Origin of the sequence: Arenimonas maotaiensis, from assembly GCF_014638745.1 — a bacterium.
Taxonomy (GTDB): domain Bacteria; phylum Pseudomonadota; class Gammaproteobacteria; order Xanthomonadales; family Xanthomonadaceae; genus Arenimonas; species Arenimonas maotaiensis.
In genome coordinates this window covers 573,932-588,427 of sequence record NZ_BMFO01000001.1, presented here as the reverse complement: position 1 = coordinate 588,427, position 14,496 = coordinate 573,932, and the positions used below count along the sequence as shown (strand labels likewise).

Here is a 14,496-nt window from a genome sequence, read left to right as displayed (position 1 = left end):
CCGGGTTTCATGCCGGTTACAGCTTGAACTGCTCGCCCAGGTAGACGCGGCGGACGTCGGGATGCTCCAGCAGGAAGTCCGGTTTGCCTTCGGCCAGCGCGGTGCCTTCGAACAGGATGTAGGCGCGATCGCAGATGCCGAGCGTCTCGCGCACGTTGTGGTCGGTGATCAGCACGCCGATGCCGCGCTGCTTGAGCTGCAGGATGATGCCCTGGATGTCCAGCACCGAGATCGGATCGACGCCGGCGAACGGTTCGTCGAGCAGGATCATGCGCGGATTGGCGGCCAGCGCGCGCGCGATCTCGACGCGCCGGCGTTCGCCGCCGGACAGGCTGGCGCCGAGCTGGGTGGCGACATGGCCGATCTGCAGCTCGTCCAGCAGCTGGGTCAGCGCGGTCTCGCGGCCCGCCGCGTCCAGGTCCTGGCGCAGTTCCAGCACGGCTTCGATGTTCTCCGAGACCGACAGCTTGCGGAATACCGAGGCTTCCTGCGGCAGGTAGCCCAGGCCCAGGCGCGCGCGTTCGTGCATGGCCAGGTTGGTGATGTTGCGGCCGTCGAGTTCGATGCGGCCGGCGTCGGCGCCGATCAGGCCGACGATCATGTAGAAGCAGGTGGTCTTGCCGGCGCCGTTCGGGCCGAGCAGGCCGACCACTTCGCCGGGATTCAGGTCGAGCCCGAAATCGTGCACGACCGCCCGCTGCTTGTAGGACTTCTTCAGTCCACGCGCGCTCAGCATCAGCCGCCGCCCTCGGGTTTCGGGCTCAGCCGCATCTGGATCCGGCTGCCGTCGCCGCCGCCGTTCAGGCGGCCGGTGTTCAGGTCGTAGCGGATCGATTCGCCGCGCATGCTGCCGCGCGGCTGGTCGATCACCACGCCGCCGGACAGGGTGATCTGCGCCGCTTTGGTGAAGTAAATGATGCGCGCCGCCGAGGCGTCCATCGGTTCGCCGTTGTCGTTGACCTGGCGCAGGCGGGCCGGCGCGCCGGTCAGGGTGACCTGGGTCAGGTCGCCTTTGACGCGGGTGACTTCGGCGCAGTCGGCGTCGATCGCCAGCGTGCCCTGGCTGATGCGCACGTTGCCGCAGATCTTCGAGACGCCGTCGTCGTTCAGCAGCATGTCGCTGCTGTCGGCGGCGATGTCCATCGGCTGTTTGCGGTCGGTGCTCTTGGCGGCGGCGCCGGAGGCGGCGGCGAGCAGCAGCAGCGCCGGCAGGAGGTTAACGGGATTCGGGCGCATAGCGGGCGGTGACCTCGGACAGGAGTTTGACGCGGCGTTGTTTCATGTCGGCCTCGAGGCCTTTGCCTTTCAGTATAGACGTGCCGTGGCTGACGGTCACCCAGCCGGGGCTGGCGATGCGGTTGTCCTTGGGGAACACGCTCAGCCGGTCGGCGGAGAATTCGGTGCGCAGTCCGCGTTTGGACAGCGGGCCGACGATGCGCACGTCGCCACGCAGCTGGATTTCGCGCGCGCGGTCGGAGACCCATGCGCTCCGGGCGCCGGCCTGCCAGCTGCGGCCGCCTTCGGCCGGGAACACGAACGCGGGCGTCTCGATGTCCAGGGTCTTGCCGTCGGCGGCGCGCTCCAGTAGCGGCGAGCTCAGACCGAAGGCGATGCTGCCGTCCTCGCCGTAGGCGCTCATCTCGAAGCGTTCCAGCCGGTAATCCGAGCGCACCGCGGTATCCACGCGGCGCTCGCGCTGGCCGCGCATGTCCCATACCACCACGCCCAGCGCGGCGACCAGCAGGCTCATGGCCAGGGCCCCCTTGCGGTAATTCATCCGGCACCGAACCGTCGACGGACGTCGGCGTCTTTGCCCTGCGCGGCCAGGATCAGGTCGCACAGCGCGCGTGCGGCGCCATGGCCGCCGGCGAAACCGGCGGTGAAGTGCGCGGCGGCGCGCAGGTCGGGCAGGGCATCGCTCGGGCAGGCGGCCAAACCGACCGACTGCAGGCAGCCCAGATCGGGATAGTCGTCGCCCATGTAGGCGGTCTCGTCCAGTGTGACGCCTTCGGCCTGGCAGATCTGCCGCAGCACGGCGAGCTTGTCGGCCACGCCGTCGTGCACATGGCTGAGGCGCAGGTCGCGGCCGCGGGCCTGCACGATGGCGCTGCGGCGGGCGGTGATCAACGCCACCCGGATGCCGGCGTCCTCCAGCAGGCGCAAGCCCTGGCCGTCATGCACGTGGAAGGCCTTGAGTTCGTTGCCCTGGGCGTCGAAGATCAGCCGGCCGTCGGTCAAGGTGCCGTCGACGTCGAAGGCGGCCAGGCGGATGCGGGCGGCGCGGGTTTGCAGGTCCATCACAGCACCCGCGCCTGCAACAGGTCGTGGATGTTGAGCGCGCCGACCAGCCGGCCGCCGTCATCGACCACCAGCAGGCCGTTGACGCGGTGTTGTTCCAGCAGGTGCGCGGCCTCGACCGCCAGGTGGCCGGCCGGCACGGTCTTCGGCTGACGGCCCATCAGGGCGCTGACCGGCGTCGTGGAGAAATCGATCGGGCCGCGTTCCAGCGCGCGGCGCAGGTCGCCGTCGGTGAACACGCCGAGCAGTTGCAGTGCGTCGTCGACCACCGCGGTCATGCCCAGGCGCTTGGCGCTCATTTCCAGCAGCGCTTCGGTCACGCTGGCGTCCGGCATCACCATCGGCAAGGCGTCGCCGCTGTGCATCAGATCGTCGATGCGCACCAGCAGTCGGCGGCCGAGGCTGCCGGCCGGATGCGAGCGCGCGAAGTCCTCGGCGCCGAAGCCGCGCGCCTCGAGCAGGGCCACGGCCAGCGCATCGCCCAAGGCCAGGCTGACGGTGGTGCTGGAGGTCGGCGCCAGGCCGAGCGGGCAGGCCTCTTCCGGCACCGAGACGTCCAGGTGCACGTCGGCGAAGCCGGCCAGACGCGATTGCGGCCGGCCGGTCATGGCGACGATGACGTTGCCTTGGCGTTTCAGCACCGGCATGATCATGTTCAGTTCATCGGATTCGCCCGAGTTCGACAGCGCCAGCACCACGTCCTGGTCTAGGATCATGCCCAGGTCGCCGTGGCTGGCTTCGCCGGGGTGCACGAAAAAGGCCGGGGTGCCGGTGGAGGCCAGGGTGGCGGCGATCTTGTTGGCGATGTGGCCGGATTTGCCCATGCCGGTGCAGATCACCCGGCCGGTGCAGGCCAAGAGGCGCCGGCAGGCCTCGGCGAAGTGCGCGTCGAGCCGGTTTTCCAGCGCCGCCAAGGCCCGGCCTTCGACGGCCAGCACACGCCGGCCGGCGGCGATCCAGTCCGCATCGGTGCAAACATTTTCAGCGGGGGCGGCGGTCATCGGCCATCTTTGGCGGTATCATGGTGAGCCTTATTGTACGACTTATGCCGAGAGCGTGTACGGATGACCCCGGAAGCCATAACCCAGATGATCCTTGCCGGTCTGCCCGGCGCCCATGTCGAGGTCTACGGCGATGACGGCGTGCATTTCGAGGCCTTGGTGGTCCACGAATCCTTCCAGGGCAAACTGCCGTTGGCCCGACACCGCCTGGTGTACGCCACTTTGGGCGAGAAGATGGGCGGCGAAATCCACGCCCTGGCCCTGAAAACCCTGACGCCGGCCGAAGCCGGCCGCGCCTGAGGCCCCGACATGGCGAAAATCATCCTGAACGGCGGCGAAGCGCTGCACGGCGACGTGCAGATCTCCGGCGCCAAGAACGCGGTGCTGCCGATTCTGTGCGCCACCATCCTGGCCGACGAGCCGGTGACGCTGTCGAACGTGCCGCACCTGCACGACGTCACCACCACCATCAGCCTGCTCGGTGCGCTCGGTGCCAAGATCACCGTCGACGACAGCCAGACTCTGCATATCGATCCGCGCAGCGTGAACCGGACCGTGGCGCCGTACGAGCTGGTCAAGACCATGCGCGCCTCGATCCTGGTGCTCGGTCCGCTGCTGGCCAAGTTCGGCCACGCCGAGGTCTCGCTGCCCGGCGGCTGCGCCATCGGTTCGCGTCCGGTCGATCTGCACATCCGCGGCATGCAGGCGCTCGGCGCCGAGGTCACGGTCGAGAACGGCTTCGTCAAGGCCCGCTGCGACCGTCTGAAAGGCGGCCGCTTCGTGTTCGACATGGTCAGCGTCGGCGCCACCGAGAACGTGCTGAGCGCGGCCGTGCTGGCGCGCGGCACCACGGTGCTAGAGAACTGCGCGCAGGAGCCGGAGATCGTCGACCTGGCGCTGTGCCTGCAGACCCTGGGCGCGAAGATCGACGGCATCGGCACCAGCACGCTGACCGTCGAGGGCGTCGAACGCCTGCACGGCGGCCGCTACGCGGTGCAGGCCGACCGCATCGAGACCGGCACCTTCCTGGTGGCCGCGGCGATGACCGGCGGCCGCATCACCTGCCGCCGCGCGCGCGCCGACACCATGGACTCGGTGCTGCAGAAGCTGGTCGAGGCCGGCGCCGACATCAGCCACACCGCCGATACCATCACGCTCGACATGGGCGGCCGCCGTCCGCGCGCGGTCGACATCACCACCGCGCCGTATCCGGCGTTCCCGACCGACATGCAGGCCCAGTTCGCGGCCATGAACTGCATGGCCGACGGCGTCGGCGTGATCAAGGAAACCATCTTCGAAAACCGCTTCATGCACATGAACGAGCTGATGCGTCTGGGCGCCGACGTCAAGATCGACGGCCATACCGCCATCGTGCGCGGCGTGCCGGAGCTGACCGGCGCGCCGGTGATGGCCACCGACCTGCGCGCGTCGGCATCCTTGGTGCTGGCCGGTCTGGTCGCCAAAGGCGAGACGGTGATCGACCGCGTGTACCACATCGACCGCGGCTACGAGAACATCGAAGAGAAGTTCCGCGGCCTGGGCGCGCGCATCCGCCGCGTCGGCTGAGTCAGCGGATCGCCGCGATCCGCATCTCGATGTCGTCGCCGTCGCGGTCCAGCTCCTGGATCAGCACCGGCAGATAGCCGCGGCTTTTGGCGAACCAGATGCGCGTGCGCTTGCCGTCGCTGCTTTCGCGGATGCGCTCGACGCGGACGGTGTCCAGCATGCCCAAGGCGGTGTTCAGCCGCTCTTCGCCGGTGACGCGGAAGCGGTAGGTCTCGGCGCGGCCCTTGGCCAAGGCGCGGTAGGTGAATTCCGGCCCCAGGCCCGCGCGCAGGTCGGACACTAGCGCCACGGTCAGGCTGTGCCGGTCCAGGGTCTGCGGCGCGTAGTCGGCCAGGCGCACGGTCTTGCCGTCGCTGTATTGATAGGCTTTGCCGCCCTTGAGCAAGGCGGTGGTCTTGACCGAGCTCTTCCAGGCCAGCCGGGTTTCCAAGGCGTTGCTGAACAGCGTGAGTTGACCGCCGGGCGCGGTCAGGGTGCTGGTCTCGTTGACGCCGGCGCCGGCCAATCCGGCCAGGCCTTCGGTGCCGTTGACCGTACTGCTGAACTGCCAGACGCCGGCACGCGCCGGCTTGAACTGCATGACGGTGCCGCCGAGCGCGTCGCCGTTGCGCAGCGTGCTGAATTTCAGCGTGAACGCGTCCACCGGCGCCGCCGCCGTGGCCGGCAGGGCGAGCAGGGACAGCCACAGCACGAACGTGGTGCGGCGCATGGGCTTACTCCAGGTCGAGATCGTCGTCACCCAGCCATGATACGCGAGCCGATGCGTCGCCTTGCAGGCGGATGCGGCCGTCGGCGATGGCGCGTACAGTCGCGATTAATAAAGGATGCTCGCGGCTTAACACGCGCTCGGCCAGCTGCGACGGATCCTCGCCGGCCTGCACCGGCACGCGCGCCTGCGCCAGCACGCGGCCGCCGTCCAGCACCTCGTCGACCAGATGCACGCTGGCGCCGTGTTCATGCTCGCCCGCGGCCAAGGCCCGGGCATGGGTGTGCAGGCCGGGGAATTTGGGCAGCAACGAGGGATGGATGTTGATCATCGGGCAGGGCGCGGCGCGGATGCCGGCCTTCGAGATGATGCGCATGAAGCCGGCGCAGACGATCAGTTCCGGACGCGTGGCGGCAACCGCCTGCATCAGCGCGACATCGAAGGCTTCGCGGTCAGGGAAGTCCGACGGCAACAGCGCCGCGGCCGGCAGGCCGTGCGCGCGCGCGTAGGCCACCGCGCCGGAGCCGGGTTTGTCGGAGAACACGCCGACCAGCGCGATCGGCAGCCGGCCTTCGGTTTGTGCCCGGTGCAGGGCCTGCAGGTTGCTGCCGCGGCCGGAGGCCAGTACCGCGACCCGCAGCGGCGGGCGCACGGCCTCAGGCGATGACGGTGCGTTCATCGCCGTGGCGGGCGACGACCTGGCCGATGGCCTTGTGGCCCAGGCCGAGCGCGTCCAGGTTGGCGCGCACGCCGGCGACCTGCTCGGGATGCAGCACCAGCACGAAGCCGACGCCGCAGTTGAAGGTACGCCACATTTCCGGCGCGGCCACGTTGCCTTCGCGCTGCAGCCAGTCGAACACCGGCGGCAACACCAGGGTGCTGGCTTCGATGTCCAGTCCCAGGCCGTCGGGGATGACGCGGATGATGTTCTCGCTCAGGCCGCCGCCGGTGATGTGCGCCATGGCCGGGATGCGGTGCTGCGTGAGCAGGGCCAGGATCGGCTTGACGTACAGCCGAGTCGGTGCCATCAGCGCGTCGATCAGCTTCACGCCGCCGACGTCCAGCTCGGCCGGCCGGCCGGCGCGGTCATAGATCCTGCGCACCAGCGAATAGCCGTTGGAGTGCGGGCCGGAGGAATCGATGCCGATCAGCACGTCGCCGGCGCGCACCGCGCTGCCGTCGATGATTTCGGATTTCTCCACCGCGGCCACGGTGAAGCCGGCCAGGTCGTATTCGCCCGGCGGGTACATGTCGGGCATCTCGGCGGTCTCGCCGCCGATCAAGGCGCAGCCGGACAGCTCGCAGCCCTTGGCGATGCCGCCGACCACGGCCACGGTGGTGTCGACGTCGAGCTTGCCGGTGGCGAAGTAGTCGAGGAAGAACAGCGGCTCGGCGCCCTGCACCAGCACGTCGTTGACGCACATGGCGACCAGGTCGATGCCGATGGTGTCGTGCCGGTTCAGCTGCTGCGCGAGCTTGAGCTTGGTGCCGACGCCGTCGGTGCCGGACACCAGCACCGGTTCGCGGTAGCGGCCGGACAGGTCGAACAGGGCGCCGAAGCCGCCCAAACCGCCCATCACTTCCGGACGGAAGGTTTTCTTGACCAGCGGCTTGATGCGCTCGACCACGGTGTTGCCGGCGTCGATGTCGACGCCCGCGTCTCGGTAGCTCAGGGGGGTGTTTTCCGGGCTCACGCGGCAGTTCCGAATGGAAAGCCCCATTCTACCAGTTCACTGCGATAATAGCCGGTGCAAACCCCGGAAACTTGAGGCAAGATACCCGCATGACACGCCGTCCGACCGCCCGTCTTCTTCTCGCGTTGTTGCTGGTTTGGGCCGGCGCGGCGTCCGCGCAGGGCGTCAAACCGGCGGCGTCGGCCGCGGCGGCGGAGGCTCCGTCCGAGAGCAAGCGCCTGGTGCGCGATCCGGCGTTGTACGCCACCCGCGTGGAGCTGCTGTCGCAGGACGACAAGGCGCGCAAGGCCGCCATCGCGCGCGCCTTGGTGCAGGTGGTCAACCAGCTCACCGGCCGCACCGACGCCGGCAGCAATCCGGTGGTGCGCGGCGCCTTCGCCCATGCCCCGGACTGGGTGCTGGACGACAAGGCCGGCGTCTCGGACGCCGAGGGCAATACCCTGGTCGGCGGCGCGCCGGTGCTGAAGGCCAGTCTCAATGTGCGCTTCGATCCCAATCCGGTCGATTCGCTGATTGCCGCCGCCGGCTTCAAGTACTGGACCGGCGAGCGCCCGAAACCGATGCTGTGGCTGAGCATCGACGACGGCCGCGGCCCGCGTCTGGTCACCGCCGGACAACTCAACGTGATCAAATCCTTGGCCGACCGCGGCCAGCAACGCGGTCTCCGTTTTCTGGTGCCGCAGGGCAGCGCCGGCGATCTGGCCGCCTTGCCGGCGGTGCTGGCCTTGGATGCCCGCGGCGTGGCCGCCGCCAACGCGCGCTACCGCAACGACACGATGCTGATCGGCAAGGTCTACCGCTCGGTCAGCGGCTGGTCGGCCTGGTGGCTGTTGTGGCAGGACGGCGCCGAACTCAGCCGCTGGCCGGTGACGATGCCCGACGCACGCCAGGTCATCGCCTCCGGCGCCGACAACACCGCCGAGTATTTCGCCAAGCGCGACGCCTCGCGCCTGGACGCCGGCCGCGCCGGCGTGGTGCGCATGGAAGTGGCCGGCATCAACGGCCTGGACGACTACGTGCGCGCCGTGGCCTTCCTGCAGACGCACGCGTCGGTGCGCGAACTCGACATCGACGCCGCGCAACCCGGCATACTGCTACTGCGGGTCGATCTGCGCAGCGGCGTCAACGCCTTCCGCGGCCTGATGCGCACCAGCGGTGTGCTGCAGCCGCTCGGACCGGCCTCGGCGCCGGCCGCCGACGGCGAACCGCCGGCCGAGTCCATCGAACGTTTCACGCTGAAGGACTGAGCCGATGATCGCGCCCAAATGGCAATTGCCGGCGCTGGTCGCCGCCTTGGGCTTCCTGCTTTGGTTGCTGAGCCCGATCCTGTCGCCGTTCGTGGCGGCGCTGCTGCTGGCGTGGCTCGGCAATCCACTGGTGTTGCGCCTGCAACGCGCCGGCCGCAGCCGCAACACCGCCGTGCTGCTGGTGTTCCTGCTGACCTTCGGCCTGATCGCGTTGGCCCTGCTAGTGCTGCTGCCGCTGCTGTGGAGCCAGCTGGTGTCTTTGCTGGAGCGCCTGCCGCGCCTGTTCGACTGGTTCACCAACGTCGCCCTGCCATGGCTGTCGGCGCGTACCGGGCGCGATTTGAGCCCACTGTTCAGCCGGGTCGGCGCCACCCAGGTGGTGCAGGAACATTGGCAGGAGATCGGCGATTTCGCCAAGATCGCGCTGGGTTATGTCGGTCGTTCGGGCATGGCCATTCTCTTGTGGGTGTCCAACCTGCTGCTGCTGCCGATCCTGAGCTTCTATTTCCTGCGCGATTGGCAGCCGATGCTGCGCAGCCTGCACGATGCGGTGCCGCGTCGGCATGCCGCCATCGTCGGCCGGTTGGCGGCCGACTCCGACGAGGTGCTCGGCGGTTTCCTGCGCGGCCAGATGCTGGTGATGGTCATGCTCGGCGCGATCTACGCCGTCGGCCTGTGGCTGGTGGGCCTGGATTCGGGCCTGCTGATCGGTTTCCTGGCCGGTCTGGTCAGTTTCGTGCCGTATCTGGGCGCCACCTTCGGCATCGTCGCGGCGGTGATCGCCAGCCTGATCCAGCACGGCGACATCAACCATCTGCTCGGCGTGGCCTTGGTGTTCACCGTCGGCCAGTTGATCGAAAGCTACATCCTGACCCCGAAGCTGGTCGGCGACCGCATCGGCCTGCATCCGGTGGCGGTGATCTTCGCGATCATGGCCGGCGGCCAGCTGTTCGGTTTCATCGGCGTGCTGCTGGCGTTGCCGGCGGCGGCGGTGCTCAATGTGCTGCTGAAGTACCTGTACGAAGAGCGCTACCTGAAAAGCGGGCTGTACGGCGCCGGCGCGCCGGCCGCGCTTGATCCGCCGAGGCCGGATGTCTGAGGTGAGCGCGCAATTGCCGCTGGCGTTCAAGGCCGGCTCCGACCAGCGTTTCGTCGATTTCCTCGGGCAGGAGCCCGTGCGCCGCGCCATCGAGCAGGCGGCCTGCGGCGAGAGCGCGCACGCGGTGTTCCTGGCCGGTCCTTCGGGTTCGGGCAAAAGCCATCTGCTGCGCGCCGCGGTCAGCCACGCGCACGCGCTCGGGCGCGCCGCCGCGTATGTGCCGCTGGCGCGCATGGCGCCGATGTTGGCGCAGGCCTTGGATGGTCTGGAGCACCGGCAGCTGGTGTGCCTGGACGACGTGCAGGCCCTCGCCGGCGATGCCGGCGCCGAAGAAGCGCTGTTCCATTTCTACAACCGTGCCAAGGCCGCCGGCGCCTCCTTGGTGTTCGCCGCCGGCGCCATGCCGGCGCAGTTGGGCATCCGCTTGCCGGATCTGGTCTCGCGCCTGGAGCAGGGCCTGCGTTTGAATCTGGAGGTGCTGGATGAAGCCGGCAAACGCCAGGTGCTGGCGCAACGTGCCGCCCGCCGCGGCCTGCAGATCGACGAGGCGGTCGTCGATTACCTGTTCACCCGCGTCAGCCGCGACCTGCAATCGCTGGGCGAGCTGCTCGACCGCCTGGATCATGCCAGCCTGGCCGCGCAACGGCGCTTGACCATTCCGTTCATCAAGACGGTGTTGCACGCCGAGGCGTAATGCCATCGTCGGGGCGGACCTTGTGTTCGCTCTGGTTGATGCCAAACGCGCTACCCCGCCCTTCGGGCACCCCTTCGTTCCGAAGGGGAAAAAACCATCGCTCTTAATCCCCTTCGTTTACGAAGGGGTGGCGCGTAGCGCCGGGGTAGCGCCTTTTCGCCCCTACCGGGCGCGGGTCAAGGCCGCATCCAAATCGGCCAGGCGTTGCGGTGTGCCGATGTCCAGCCAGACGCCGTCGTGGCGTTGGCCGGTCACCAAACCCTCCCTCATGGCCGCACGCAGGATCGGCGCCAATTTGAAGCGCGGATGCGCCTCGCCCGGCGTCTGCCATCGGTCGCGGCAACGCAGCAGCAGTTCCGGGCGGTACACGCCGATGCCGGAAAAGGTCAGTTTGGCTTCGCCGTCGGAATCCACGCGGCCATCGGGGCGCAGTACGAAATCGCCGTGGGGGTTGTGCTCGGGATTGTCGACCAGCAGCAGGTGCGCCAAGCCCTTGGGTTCGTGCGGCAGGCGACTGAAATCGGCATCGCAGAACACATCACCGTTGACCGCGATGAACGGCGCATCATTCAGATGCGCCAGCGCCTTGGCCATGCCACCACCGGTTTCCAGCGGCTCGGCGCCCTCGTAGGAATACACCAGGTTCAGGCCCCAGCGCGAGCCGTCGCCGAGCGCCGGCGGGAAGCATTCGGCCAGCCAGGACGTGTTGATCACCACCGTGCCGCAGCCGAGCGCGGCCAGTTTCTCCAGATGCCATTCGATCAGGCGCTTGCCGCCGACCGACAACAGCGGCTTGGGCGTGTGCTCGGTCAGCGGGCGCATGCGCTCGCCTTTACCGGCGGCGAAGATCAACGCGTCCATCAGGCGCTCGGCAGGCGGATGTCGCGGTCGCCGATGGCCTGTTCGATCAGCGCGATCAAGGCCGCGGTTTCCGGATGGCGGCGGCCGACCTCGCGGGTGTATTTCCACACCAGCGGCAGGTCGTTCAGATAGCCGGCCTTGGCGTCGCGGTAATACAGGCGGCAGAAGATGCCGAGCACTTTCAGGTGCCGCTGCAGACCCATCAGGTCGAATGCGCGCAGAAAGCGGGCGGCGTCGCCGGTGCGCAGGCCGGCGGCTTCGGCGCGTTGCCGGTAGCCCTCCACCCAGGCCTCGACGCGCGCCTGCGGCCATTCGATGTAGCAATCGCGCAGCAGCGAGACCAGGTCGTAGGTCATCGGGCCGCGCACCGCGTCCTGGAAATCCAGGATGCCCGGGTCGCCGGACTCGCCGATCAACAGGTTGCGCGAATGGTAATCGCGGTGCACGAACACCGCGGTCTGTGCCGTGGCGGCATCCACCAGCGCGCGGAACGCCGACTCGATCACGTCCCACTGTTCGCATCCCGGCGTGAAGCCCAGATGGCGCTCGAAGAACCAGGTCGGCATCAGTTCCATCTCGGCCACCAGCCGCGCCTCGTCATACGGCGGCAGGTCGTCGCAGGGCAGGCGGGTCTGCATGCGCAGCAGGGCGTCCAACGCCTGGCCGTACAGGGTGTCGACCGTGCCTTCATCCAGTTCCGGTAAAAATAGCCGGGTGCCCAGATCGCTCATCAGCACGAAGCCGCGGTCGGCGTCGACCGCGCGCACCGCCGGCGCGTTCAGGCCGGCGTCGGTCAGGCGCTTGGCCATCGCCAGCCAGGGCCCGGTGTCTTCCTTGTCCGGCGGCGCGTCCATCACGATCCAGGTGCGGCCGCCGCTCTCGCCGCGCCAATAGCTGCGGAAACTGGCGTCCGAGGAGGCGCTGTGCAACTGCAGGGCCGGGTCGGCGAGCACGGTCTGCGCCCAAAGCAGGCGTTGCGCGGGGCGGGATGAAGAACTCATTTCGCGGGATGTCCTCGGAATTTTTCTGGTATGAAGGCGGCGGCAATGGTGGTTTAATAGCCTGTTGAACATGATACGTGAAGTACGAGGGTTCCAAGCCATGGCATCGATCACCCCGGTCATCCTTTCGGGCGGTTCCGGCACCCGGCTTTGGCCGCTGTCGCGCGAGGCCCATCCCAAGCAGTTCCTGCCGGTGATCGGCGAGCATTCGCTGTTGCAGGCCACCGCCCTGCGCCTGCAGGGCCTGGACGCCGTGGCCCCGATCGTGGTCGCCGGCGAAGCGCACCGGTTCCTGGTCGCCGAGCAGTTGCACGCCATCGGCCTGCCGCCGTCGGCGTTGTTGCTGGAGCCGGTCGGGCGCAACACCGCGCCGGCCATCGCGGTCGCCGCGTTCCAAGCCTTGGCCGCCGATCCCGACGCCGTGCTGCTGGTGATGCCGTCCGACCACGCCATTACGGATGTGCCGGCCTTCCAAGCCGCGGTGCGCCAGGCGTTGCCGGCCGCCCGCGACGGCGGGCTGGTCACCTTCGGCATCGTGCCGGAGGCGCCGGAAACCGGTTTCGGGTACATCAAGGCCGCGCCGGGCGAGGGCGTGCGCGCCATCGAACGCTTCGTGGAAAAACCCGACGCCGCCACCGCCGCCGGTTACGTCGCCTCCGGCGATTATTTCTGGAATTCGGGCATGTTCCTGTTCCGCGCCCGCGCCTACCTCGATGAACTGGCGCAGGTGCATCCGCTGATGGTGGAACTGGCCGAAACGGCCGTGGCCCGCGCCCGGCGCGACGCCGACTTCATCCGCCTCGACCCGGACGCGTTTTCGGCCATGGCCTCGGATTCGATCGACTACGCGGTGATGGAGAAGACCGCCGAGGGCCGCATCCTGCCGGTGGCGGTCGGTTGGAGCGATGTCGGTTCCTGGCAGGCGCTCTGGCAGGTGGCCGAACAGGATGGCGCCGGCAACGCCCACCATGGCGACGTGCTGGCCATCGACTGCCAAAACTCCCTGGCCATGGGCGAGAAGCGCCTGCTGGCCTTGCTGGGCCTGGACAATGTGGTGGTGGTCGATACCGACGACGCCGTGTTGGTGGCGCACAAGGACCGGGTGCAGGACGTCAAATCCATCGTGGCGAAACTGAAGGCCGAAAACCGGCCGCAGGCGACCTGGCACCGCAAGGTATTCCGGCCCTGGGGCAATTACGATTCGGTCGACGCCGGCGCGCGCTTCCAGGTCAAGCGCATCGTGGTCAAGCCCGGCGCCGCGCTCAGCCTGCAGATGCACCATCACCGCGCCGAGCACTGGATCGTGGTCAGCGGCACCGCGCGGGTCACCTGCGACGAGCGCGTGATCCTGCTGTCGGAGAACCAGAGCACCTACATCCCGTTGGGCAGCAAGCACCGGCTGGAGAACCCGGGCACTATTCCGCTGGAGCTGATCGAAGTGCAGTCGGGTTCGTACTTGGGCGAAGACGACATCGTGCGCTTCGAGGACGTGTACGGCCGCACACCGGAGCCGGGCGCGACGTGATCGACCTGCACTGCCATATCCTGCCCGGCATCGACGACGGCCCGAGCGAGCTCGCGGTGTCGCTGGCGATGGCGCGCATCGCGGTCGCCGACGGCATCCGCGTCACCGCCTGCACGCCGCACATCTATCCTGGCCTGTACGAAAACGAGGCCGACGGCATCCGCGCCGCGATTACCGCGTTCCGGCAGGTATTGGCCGAGGAGGGCATCGCGCTGGAACTGGTCGAGGGCGCCGACACCCATCTGGCGCCGGATCTGGTGGCGCGGCTGAAGGCAGGCAGCGTGCCGACCCTGAACGGCTCGCGCTATTTCCTGTTCGAGCCGCCGCACCATGTGGCGCCGCCGCGGCTGGAGGATTCGGTGTTCAGCCTGCTGACCGCCGGCTTCGTGCCGGTGATCACCCATCCCGAGCGCCTGACTTGGATCGACGACCACTATCCGGCGTTCCAGCGCATGGTCGCCTCCGGCGCCTGGATCCAGCTCACCGCCGGCAGTTTGACCGGCCGTTTCGGCCGCCGCCCGCAGTACTGGGCCGAGCGCATCCTCGACGACGGCCTGTGCCATATCCTGGCCACCGATTCGCACCACAGCGAGCGCCGCCCGCCGTTTCTGGCCGAAGCGCGCGAAGCCGCCGCCCGCCGCCTGGGCGCGGACGAGGCCGTGCACCTGGTGCTGACACGCCCGCGCGGTATCCTCGATAATGTCTCACCGGGCGCCTTGCCGGCCCTGCCGGCCGCCAAGCCCGGCGCGCGGCCCGGCAAAGGGTTCTGGCGCACCCTGTTCGGCCCACGGCACTCTTAACATG

General features: G+C 68.6%; 17 protein-coding genes. 7 read left to right on the top strand and 10 right to left on the bottom strand.

Annotated elements, in window-relative coordinates; genetic code table 11:
- Window positions 1–16 precede the first annotated feature (16 nt).
- From lptB to IEV56_RS02830, 5 genes are read right to left on the bottom strand one after another with little or no spacing between them, the layout of a single operon-like run.
- On the bottom strand, window positions 17–736 hold the full coding sequence (lptB, locus tag IEV56_RS02850) for an LPS export ABC transporter ATP-binding protein (protein ID WP_188447523.1): 720 nt from the start codon (window positions 734–736) through the stop codon (window positions 17–19).
- A complete protein-coding gene (gene lptA / locus IEV56_RS02845; RefSeq protein WP_188447521.1) occupies window positions 736–1,236 on the bottom strand; it encodes a lipopolysaccharide transport periplasmic protein LptA in 501 nt (166 codons plus the stop codon). The genes lptB and lptA overlap by 1 nt, the downstream gene beginning before the upstream one ends.
- Window positions 1,217–1,750: an LPS export ABC transporter periplasmic protein LptC gene (lptC, locus tag IEV56_RS02840; protein ID WP_188447519.1), complete on the bottom strand. Its 534-nt coding sequence runs from the start codon at window positions 1,748–1,750 to the stop codon at window positions 1,217–1,219. Before lptC ends, lptA begins: the two co-directional genes overlap by 20 nt.
- Before the next feature lie 23 nt (window positions 1,751–1,773).
- Entirely contained in the window at window positions 1,774–2,298 is a 525-nt protein-coding gene (locus IEV56_RS02835; protein ID WP_188447517.1) for a KdsC family phosphatase, read from the bottom strand.
- Entirely contained in the window at window positions 2,298–3,299 is a 1,002-nt protein-coding gene (locus IEV56_RS02830) for a KpsF/GutQ family sugar-phosphate isomerase (protein ID WP_188447515.1), read from the bottom strand. The genes IEV56_RS02835 and IEV56_RS02830 overlap by 1 nt, the downstream gene beginning before the upstream one ends.
- 87 nt (window positions 3,300–3,386) lie before the next feature.
- On the opposite strand from IEV56_RS02830, the gene IEV56_RS02825 reads away from it, so the two are divergent.
- Window positions 3,387–3,599 carry a BolA family protein gene (locus IEV56_RS02825; RefSeq protein ID WP_425488553.1) on the top strand — a complete coding sequence of 71 codons (213 nt, stop codon included), beginning with the start codon at window positions 3,387–3,389 and terminating at the stop codon, window positions 3,597–3,599.
- A 9-nt stretch (window positions 3,600–3,608) separates the two neighbouring features.
- Window positions 3,609–4,865: a UDP-N-acetylglucosamine 1-carboxyvinyltransferase gene (murA, locus tag IEV56_RS02820; protein ID WP_188447511.1), complete on the top strand. Its 1,257-nt coding sequence runs from the start codon at window positions 3,609–3,611 to the stop codon at window positions 4,863–4,865.
- Between the two features lies 1 nt (window position 4,866).
- Here murA and IEV56_RS02815 read toward each other — a convergent pair whose 3' ends face one another.
- Genes IEV56_RS02815 through purM form a run of 3 tightly spaced genes read right to left on the bottom strand, consistent with a single transcriptional unit; the run spans window position 4,867 to window position 7,265 of the window.
- Entirely contained in the window at window positions 4,867–5,574 is a 708-nt protein-coding gene (locus IEV56_RS02815) for a DUF3108 domain-containing protein (protein WP_188447509.1), read from the bottom strand.
- 4 nt (window positions 5,575–5,578) lie between these two features.
- Window positions 5,579–6,250 (bottom strand): phosphoribosylglycinamide formyltransferase, encoded by a 672-nt coding sequence (gene purN / locus IEV56_RS02810; RefSeq protein ID WP_229730144.1) that lies wholly within the window; start codon window positions 6,248–6,250, stop codon window positions 5,579–5,581.
- Window positions 6,228–7,265 carry a phosphoribosylformylglycinamidine cyclo-ligase gene (purM, locus tag IEV56_RS02805; RefSeq protein WP_229730143.1) on the bottom strand — a complete coding sequence of 346 codons (1,038 nt, stop codon included), beginning with the start codon at window positions 7,263–7,265 and terminating at the stop codon, window positions 6,228–6,230. Before purM ends, purN begins: the two co-directional genes overlap by 23 nt.
- Window positions 7,266–7,354: 89 nt before the next feature.
- On the opposite strand from purM, the gene IEV56_RS02800 reads away from it, so the two are divergent.
- The 3 genes from IEV56_RS02800 to hda are packed head-to-tail and all read left to right on the top strand — an operon-like array spanning window position 7,355 to window position 10,305.
- Window positions 7,355–8,512 (top strand): DUF2066 domain-containing protein, encoded by a 1,158-nt coding sequence (locus IEV56_RS02800; RefSeq protein WP_188447505.1) that lies wholly within the window; start codon window positions 7,355–7,357, stop codon window positions 8,510–8,512.
- A 4-nt stretch (window positions 8,513–8,516) separates the two neighbouring features.
- Window positions 8,517–9,611: an AI-2E family transporter gene (locus IEV56_RS02795; RefSeq protein ID WP_188447503.1), complete on the top strand. Its 1,095-nt coding sequence runs from the start codon at window positions 8,517–8,519 to the stop codon at window positions 9,609–9,611.
- A complete protein-coding gene (hda, locus tag IEV56_RS02790) occupies window positions 9,604–10,305 on the top strand; it encodes a DnaA regulatory inactivator Hda (RefSeq protein WP_188447501.1) in 702 nt (233 codons plus the stop codon). The genes IEV56_RS02795 and hda overlap by 8 nt, the downstream gene beginning before the upstream one ends.
- Window positions 10,306–10,467: 162 nt before the next feature.
- On the opposite strand, the gene murU is transcribed toward hda, so the two are convergent.
- Both murU and IEV56_RS02780 read right to left on the bottom strand, forming a co-directional pair.
- Window positions 10,468–11,166, bottom strand: coding sequence for an N-acetylmuramate alpha-1-phosphate uridylyltransferase MurU (gene murU, locus IEV56_RS02785; RefSeq protein WP_188447499.1), 699 nt, complete (start codon window positions 11,164–11,166; stop codon window positions 10,468–10,470).
- Complete coding sequence (locus tag IEV56_RS02780; RefSeq protein WP_188447497.1) at window positions 11,166–12,167, bottom strand: aminoglycoside phosphotransferase family protein; 1,002 nt, start codon at window positions 12,165–12,167, stop codon at window positions 11,166–11,168. Before IEV56_RS02780 ends, murU begins: the two co-directional genes overlap by 1 nt.
- Before the next feature lie 100 nt (window positions 12,168–12,267).
- Here IEV56_RS02780 and IEV56_RS02775 point away from each other — a divergent pair, with 100 nt between their 5' ends.
- Together IEV56_RS02775 and IEV56_RS02770 are read left to right on the top strand one after the other, a co-directional pair.
- The gene (locus IEV56_RS02775) at window positions 12,268–13,692 is read left to right on the top strand and encodes a mannose-1-phosphate guanylyltransferase/mannose-6-phosphate isomerase (RefSeq protein ID WP_188447495.1); all 1,425 of its coding nucleotides are present in this window, start codon (window positions 12,268–12,270) and stop codon (window positions 13,690–13,692) included.
- Window positions 13,689–14,492 (top strand): tyrosine-protein phosphatase, encoded by an 804-nt coding sequence (locus tag IEV56_RS02770; protein ID WP_188447493.1) that lies wholly within the window; start codon window positions 13,689–13,691, stop codon window positions 14,490–14,492. Before IEV56_RS02775 ends, IEV56_RS02770 begins: the two co-directional genes overlap by 4 nt.
- Window positions 14,493–14,496 lie beyond the last annotated feature (4 nt).

What these genes read in the sequence shown, in the direction of transcription:
- lptB (WP_188447523.1), bottom strand. Translation starts at nt 736, where the DNA reads ATGCTGAGCGCGCGTGGACTGAAGAAGTCCTACAAGCAGCGGGCGGTC.
- lptA (WP_188447521.1), bottom strand. Translation starts at nt 1,236, where the DNA reads ATGCGCCCGAATCCCGTTAACCTCCTGCCGGCGCTGCTGCTGCTCGCC.
- lptC (WP_188447519.1), bottom strand. Translation starts at nt 1,750, where the DNA reads ATGAGCCTGCTGGTCGCCGCGCTGGGCGTGGTGGTATGGGACATGCGC.
- IEV56_RS02835 (WP_188447517.1), bottom strand. Translation starts at nt 2,298, where the DNA reads ATGGACCTGCAAACCCGCGCCGCCCGCATCCGCCTGGCCGCCTTCGAC.
- IEV56_RS02830 (WP_188447515.1), bottom strand. Translation starts at nt 3,299, where the DNA reads ATGACCGCCGCCCCCGCTGAAAATGTTTGCACCGATGCGGACTGGATC.
- IEV56_RS02825 (WP_425488553.1), top strand. Translation starts at nt 3,387, where the DNA reads ATGATCCTTGCCGGTCTGCCCGGCGCCCATGTCGAGGTCTACGGCGAT.
- murA (WP_188447511.1), top strand. Translation starts at nt 3,609, where the DNA reads ATGGCGAAAATCATCCTGAACGGCGGCGAAGCGCTGCACGGCGACGTG.
- IEV56_RS02815 (WP_188447509.1), bottom strand. Translation starts at nt 5,574, where the DNA reads ATGCGCCGCACCACGTTCGTGCTGTGGCTGTCCCTGCTCGCCCTGCCG.
- purN (WP_229730144.1), bottom strand. Translation starts at nt 6,250, where the DNA reads ATGAACGCACCGTCATCGCCTGAGGCCGTGCGCCCGCCGCTGCGGGTC.
- IEV56_RS02800 (WP_188447505.1), top strand. Translation starts at nt 7,355, where the DNA reads ATGACACGCCGTCCGACCGCCCGTCTTCTTCTCGCGTTGTTGCTGGTT.
- IEV56_RS02795 (WP_188447503.1), top strand. Translation starts at nt 8,517, where the DNA reads ATGATCGCGCCCAAATGGCAATTGCCGGCGCTGGTCGCCGCCTTGGGC.
- hda (WP_188447501.1), top strand. Translation starts at nt 9,604, where the DNA reads ATGTCTGAGGTGAGCGCGCAATTGCCGCTGGCGTTCAAGGCCGGCTCC.
- murU (WP_188447499.1), bottom strand. Translation starts at nt 11,166, where the DNA reads ATGGACGCGTTGATCTTCGCCGCCGGTAAAGGCGAGCGCATGCGCCCG.
- IEV56_RS02780 (WP_188447497.1), bottom strand. Translation starts at nt 12,167, where the DNA reads ATGAGTTCTTCATCCCGCCCCGCGCAACGCCTGCTTTGGGCGCAGACC.
- IEV56_RS02775 (WP_188447495.1), top strand. Translation starts at nt 12,268, where the DNA reads ATGGCATCGATCACCCCGGTCATCCTTTCGGGCGGTTCCGGCACCCGG.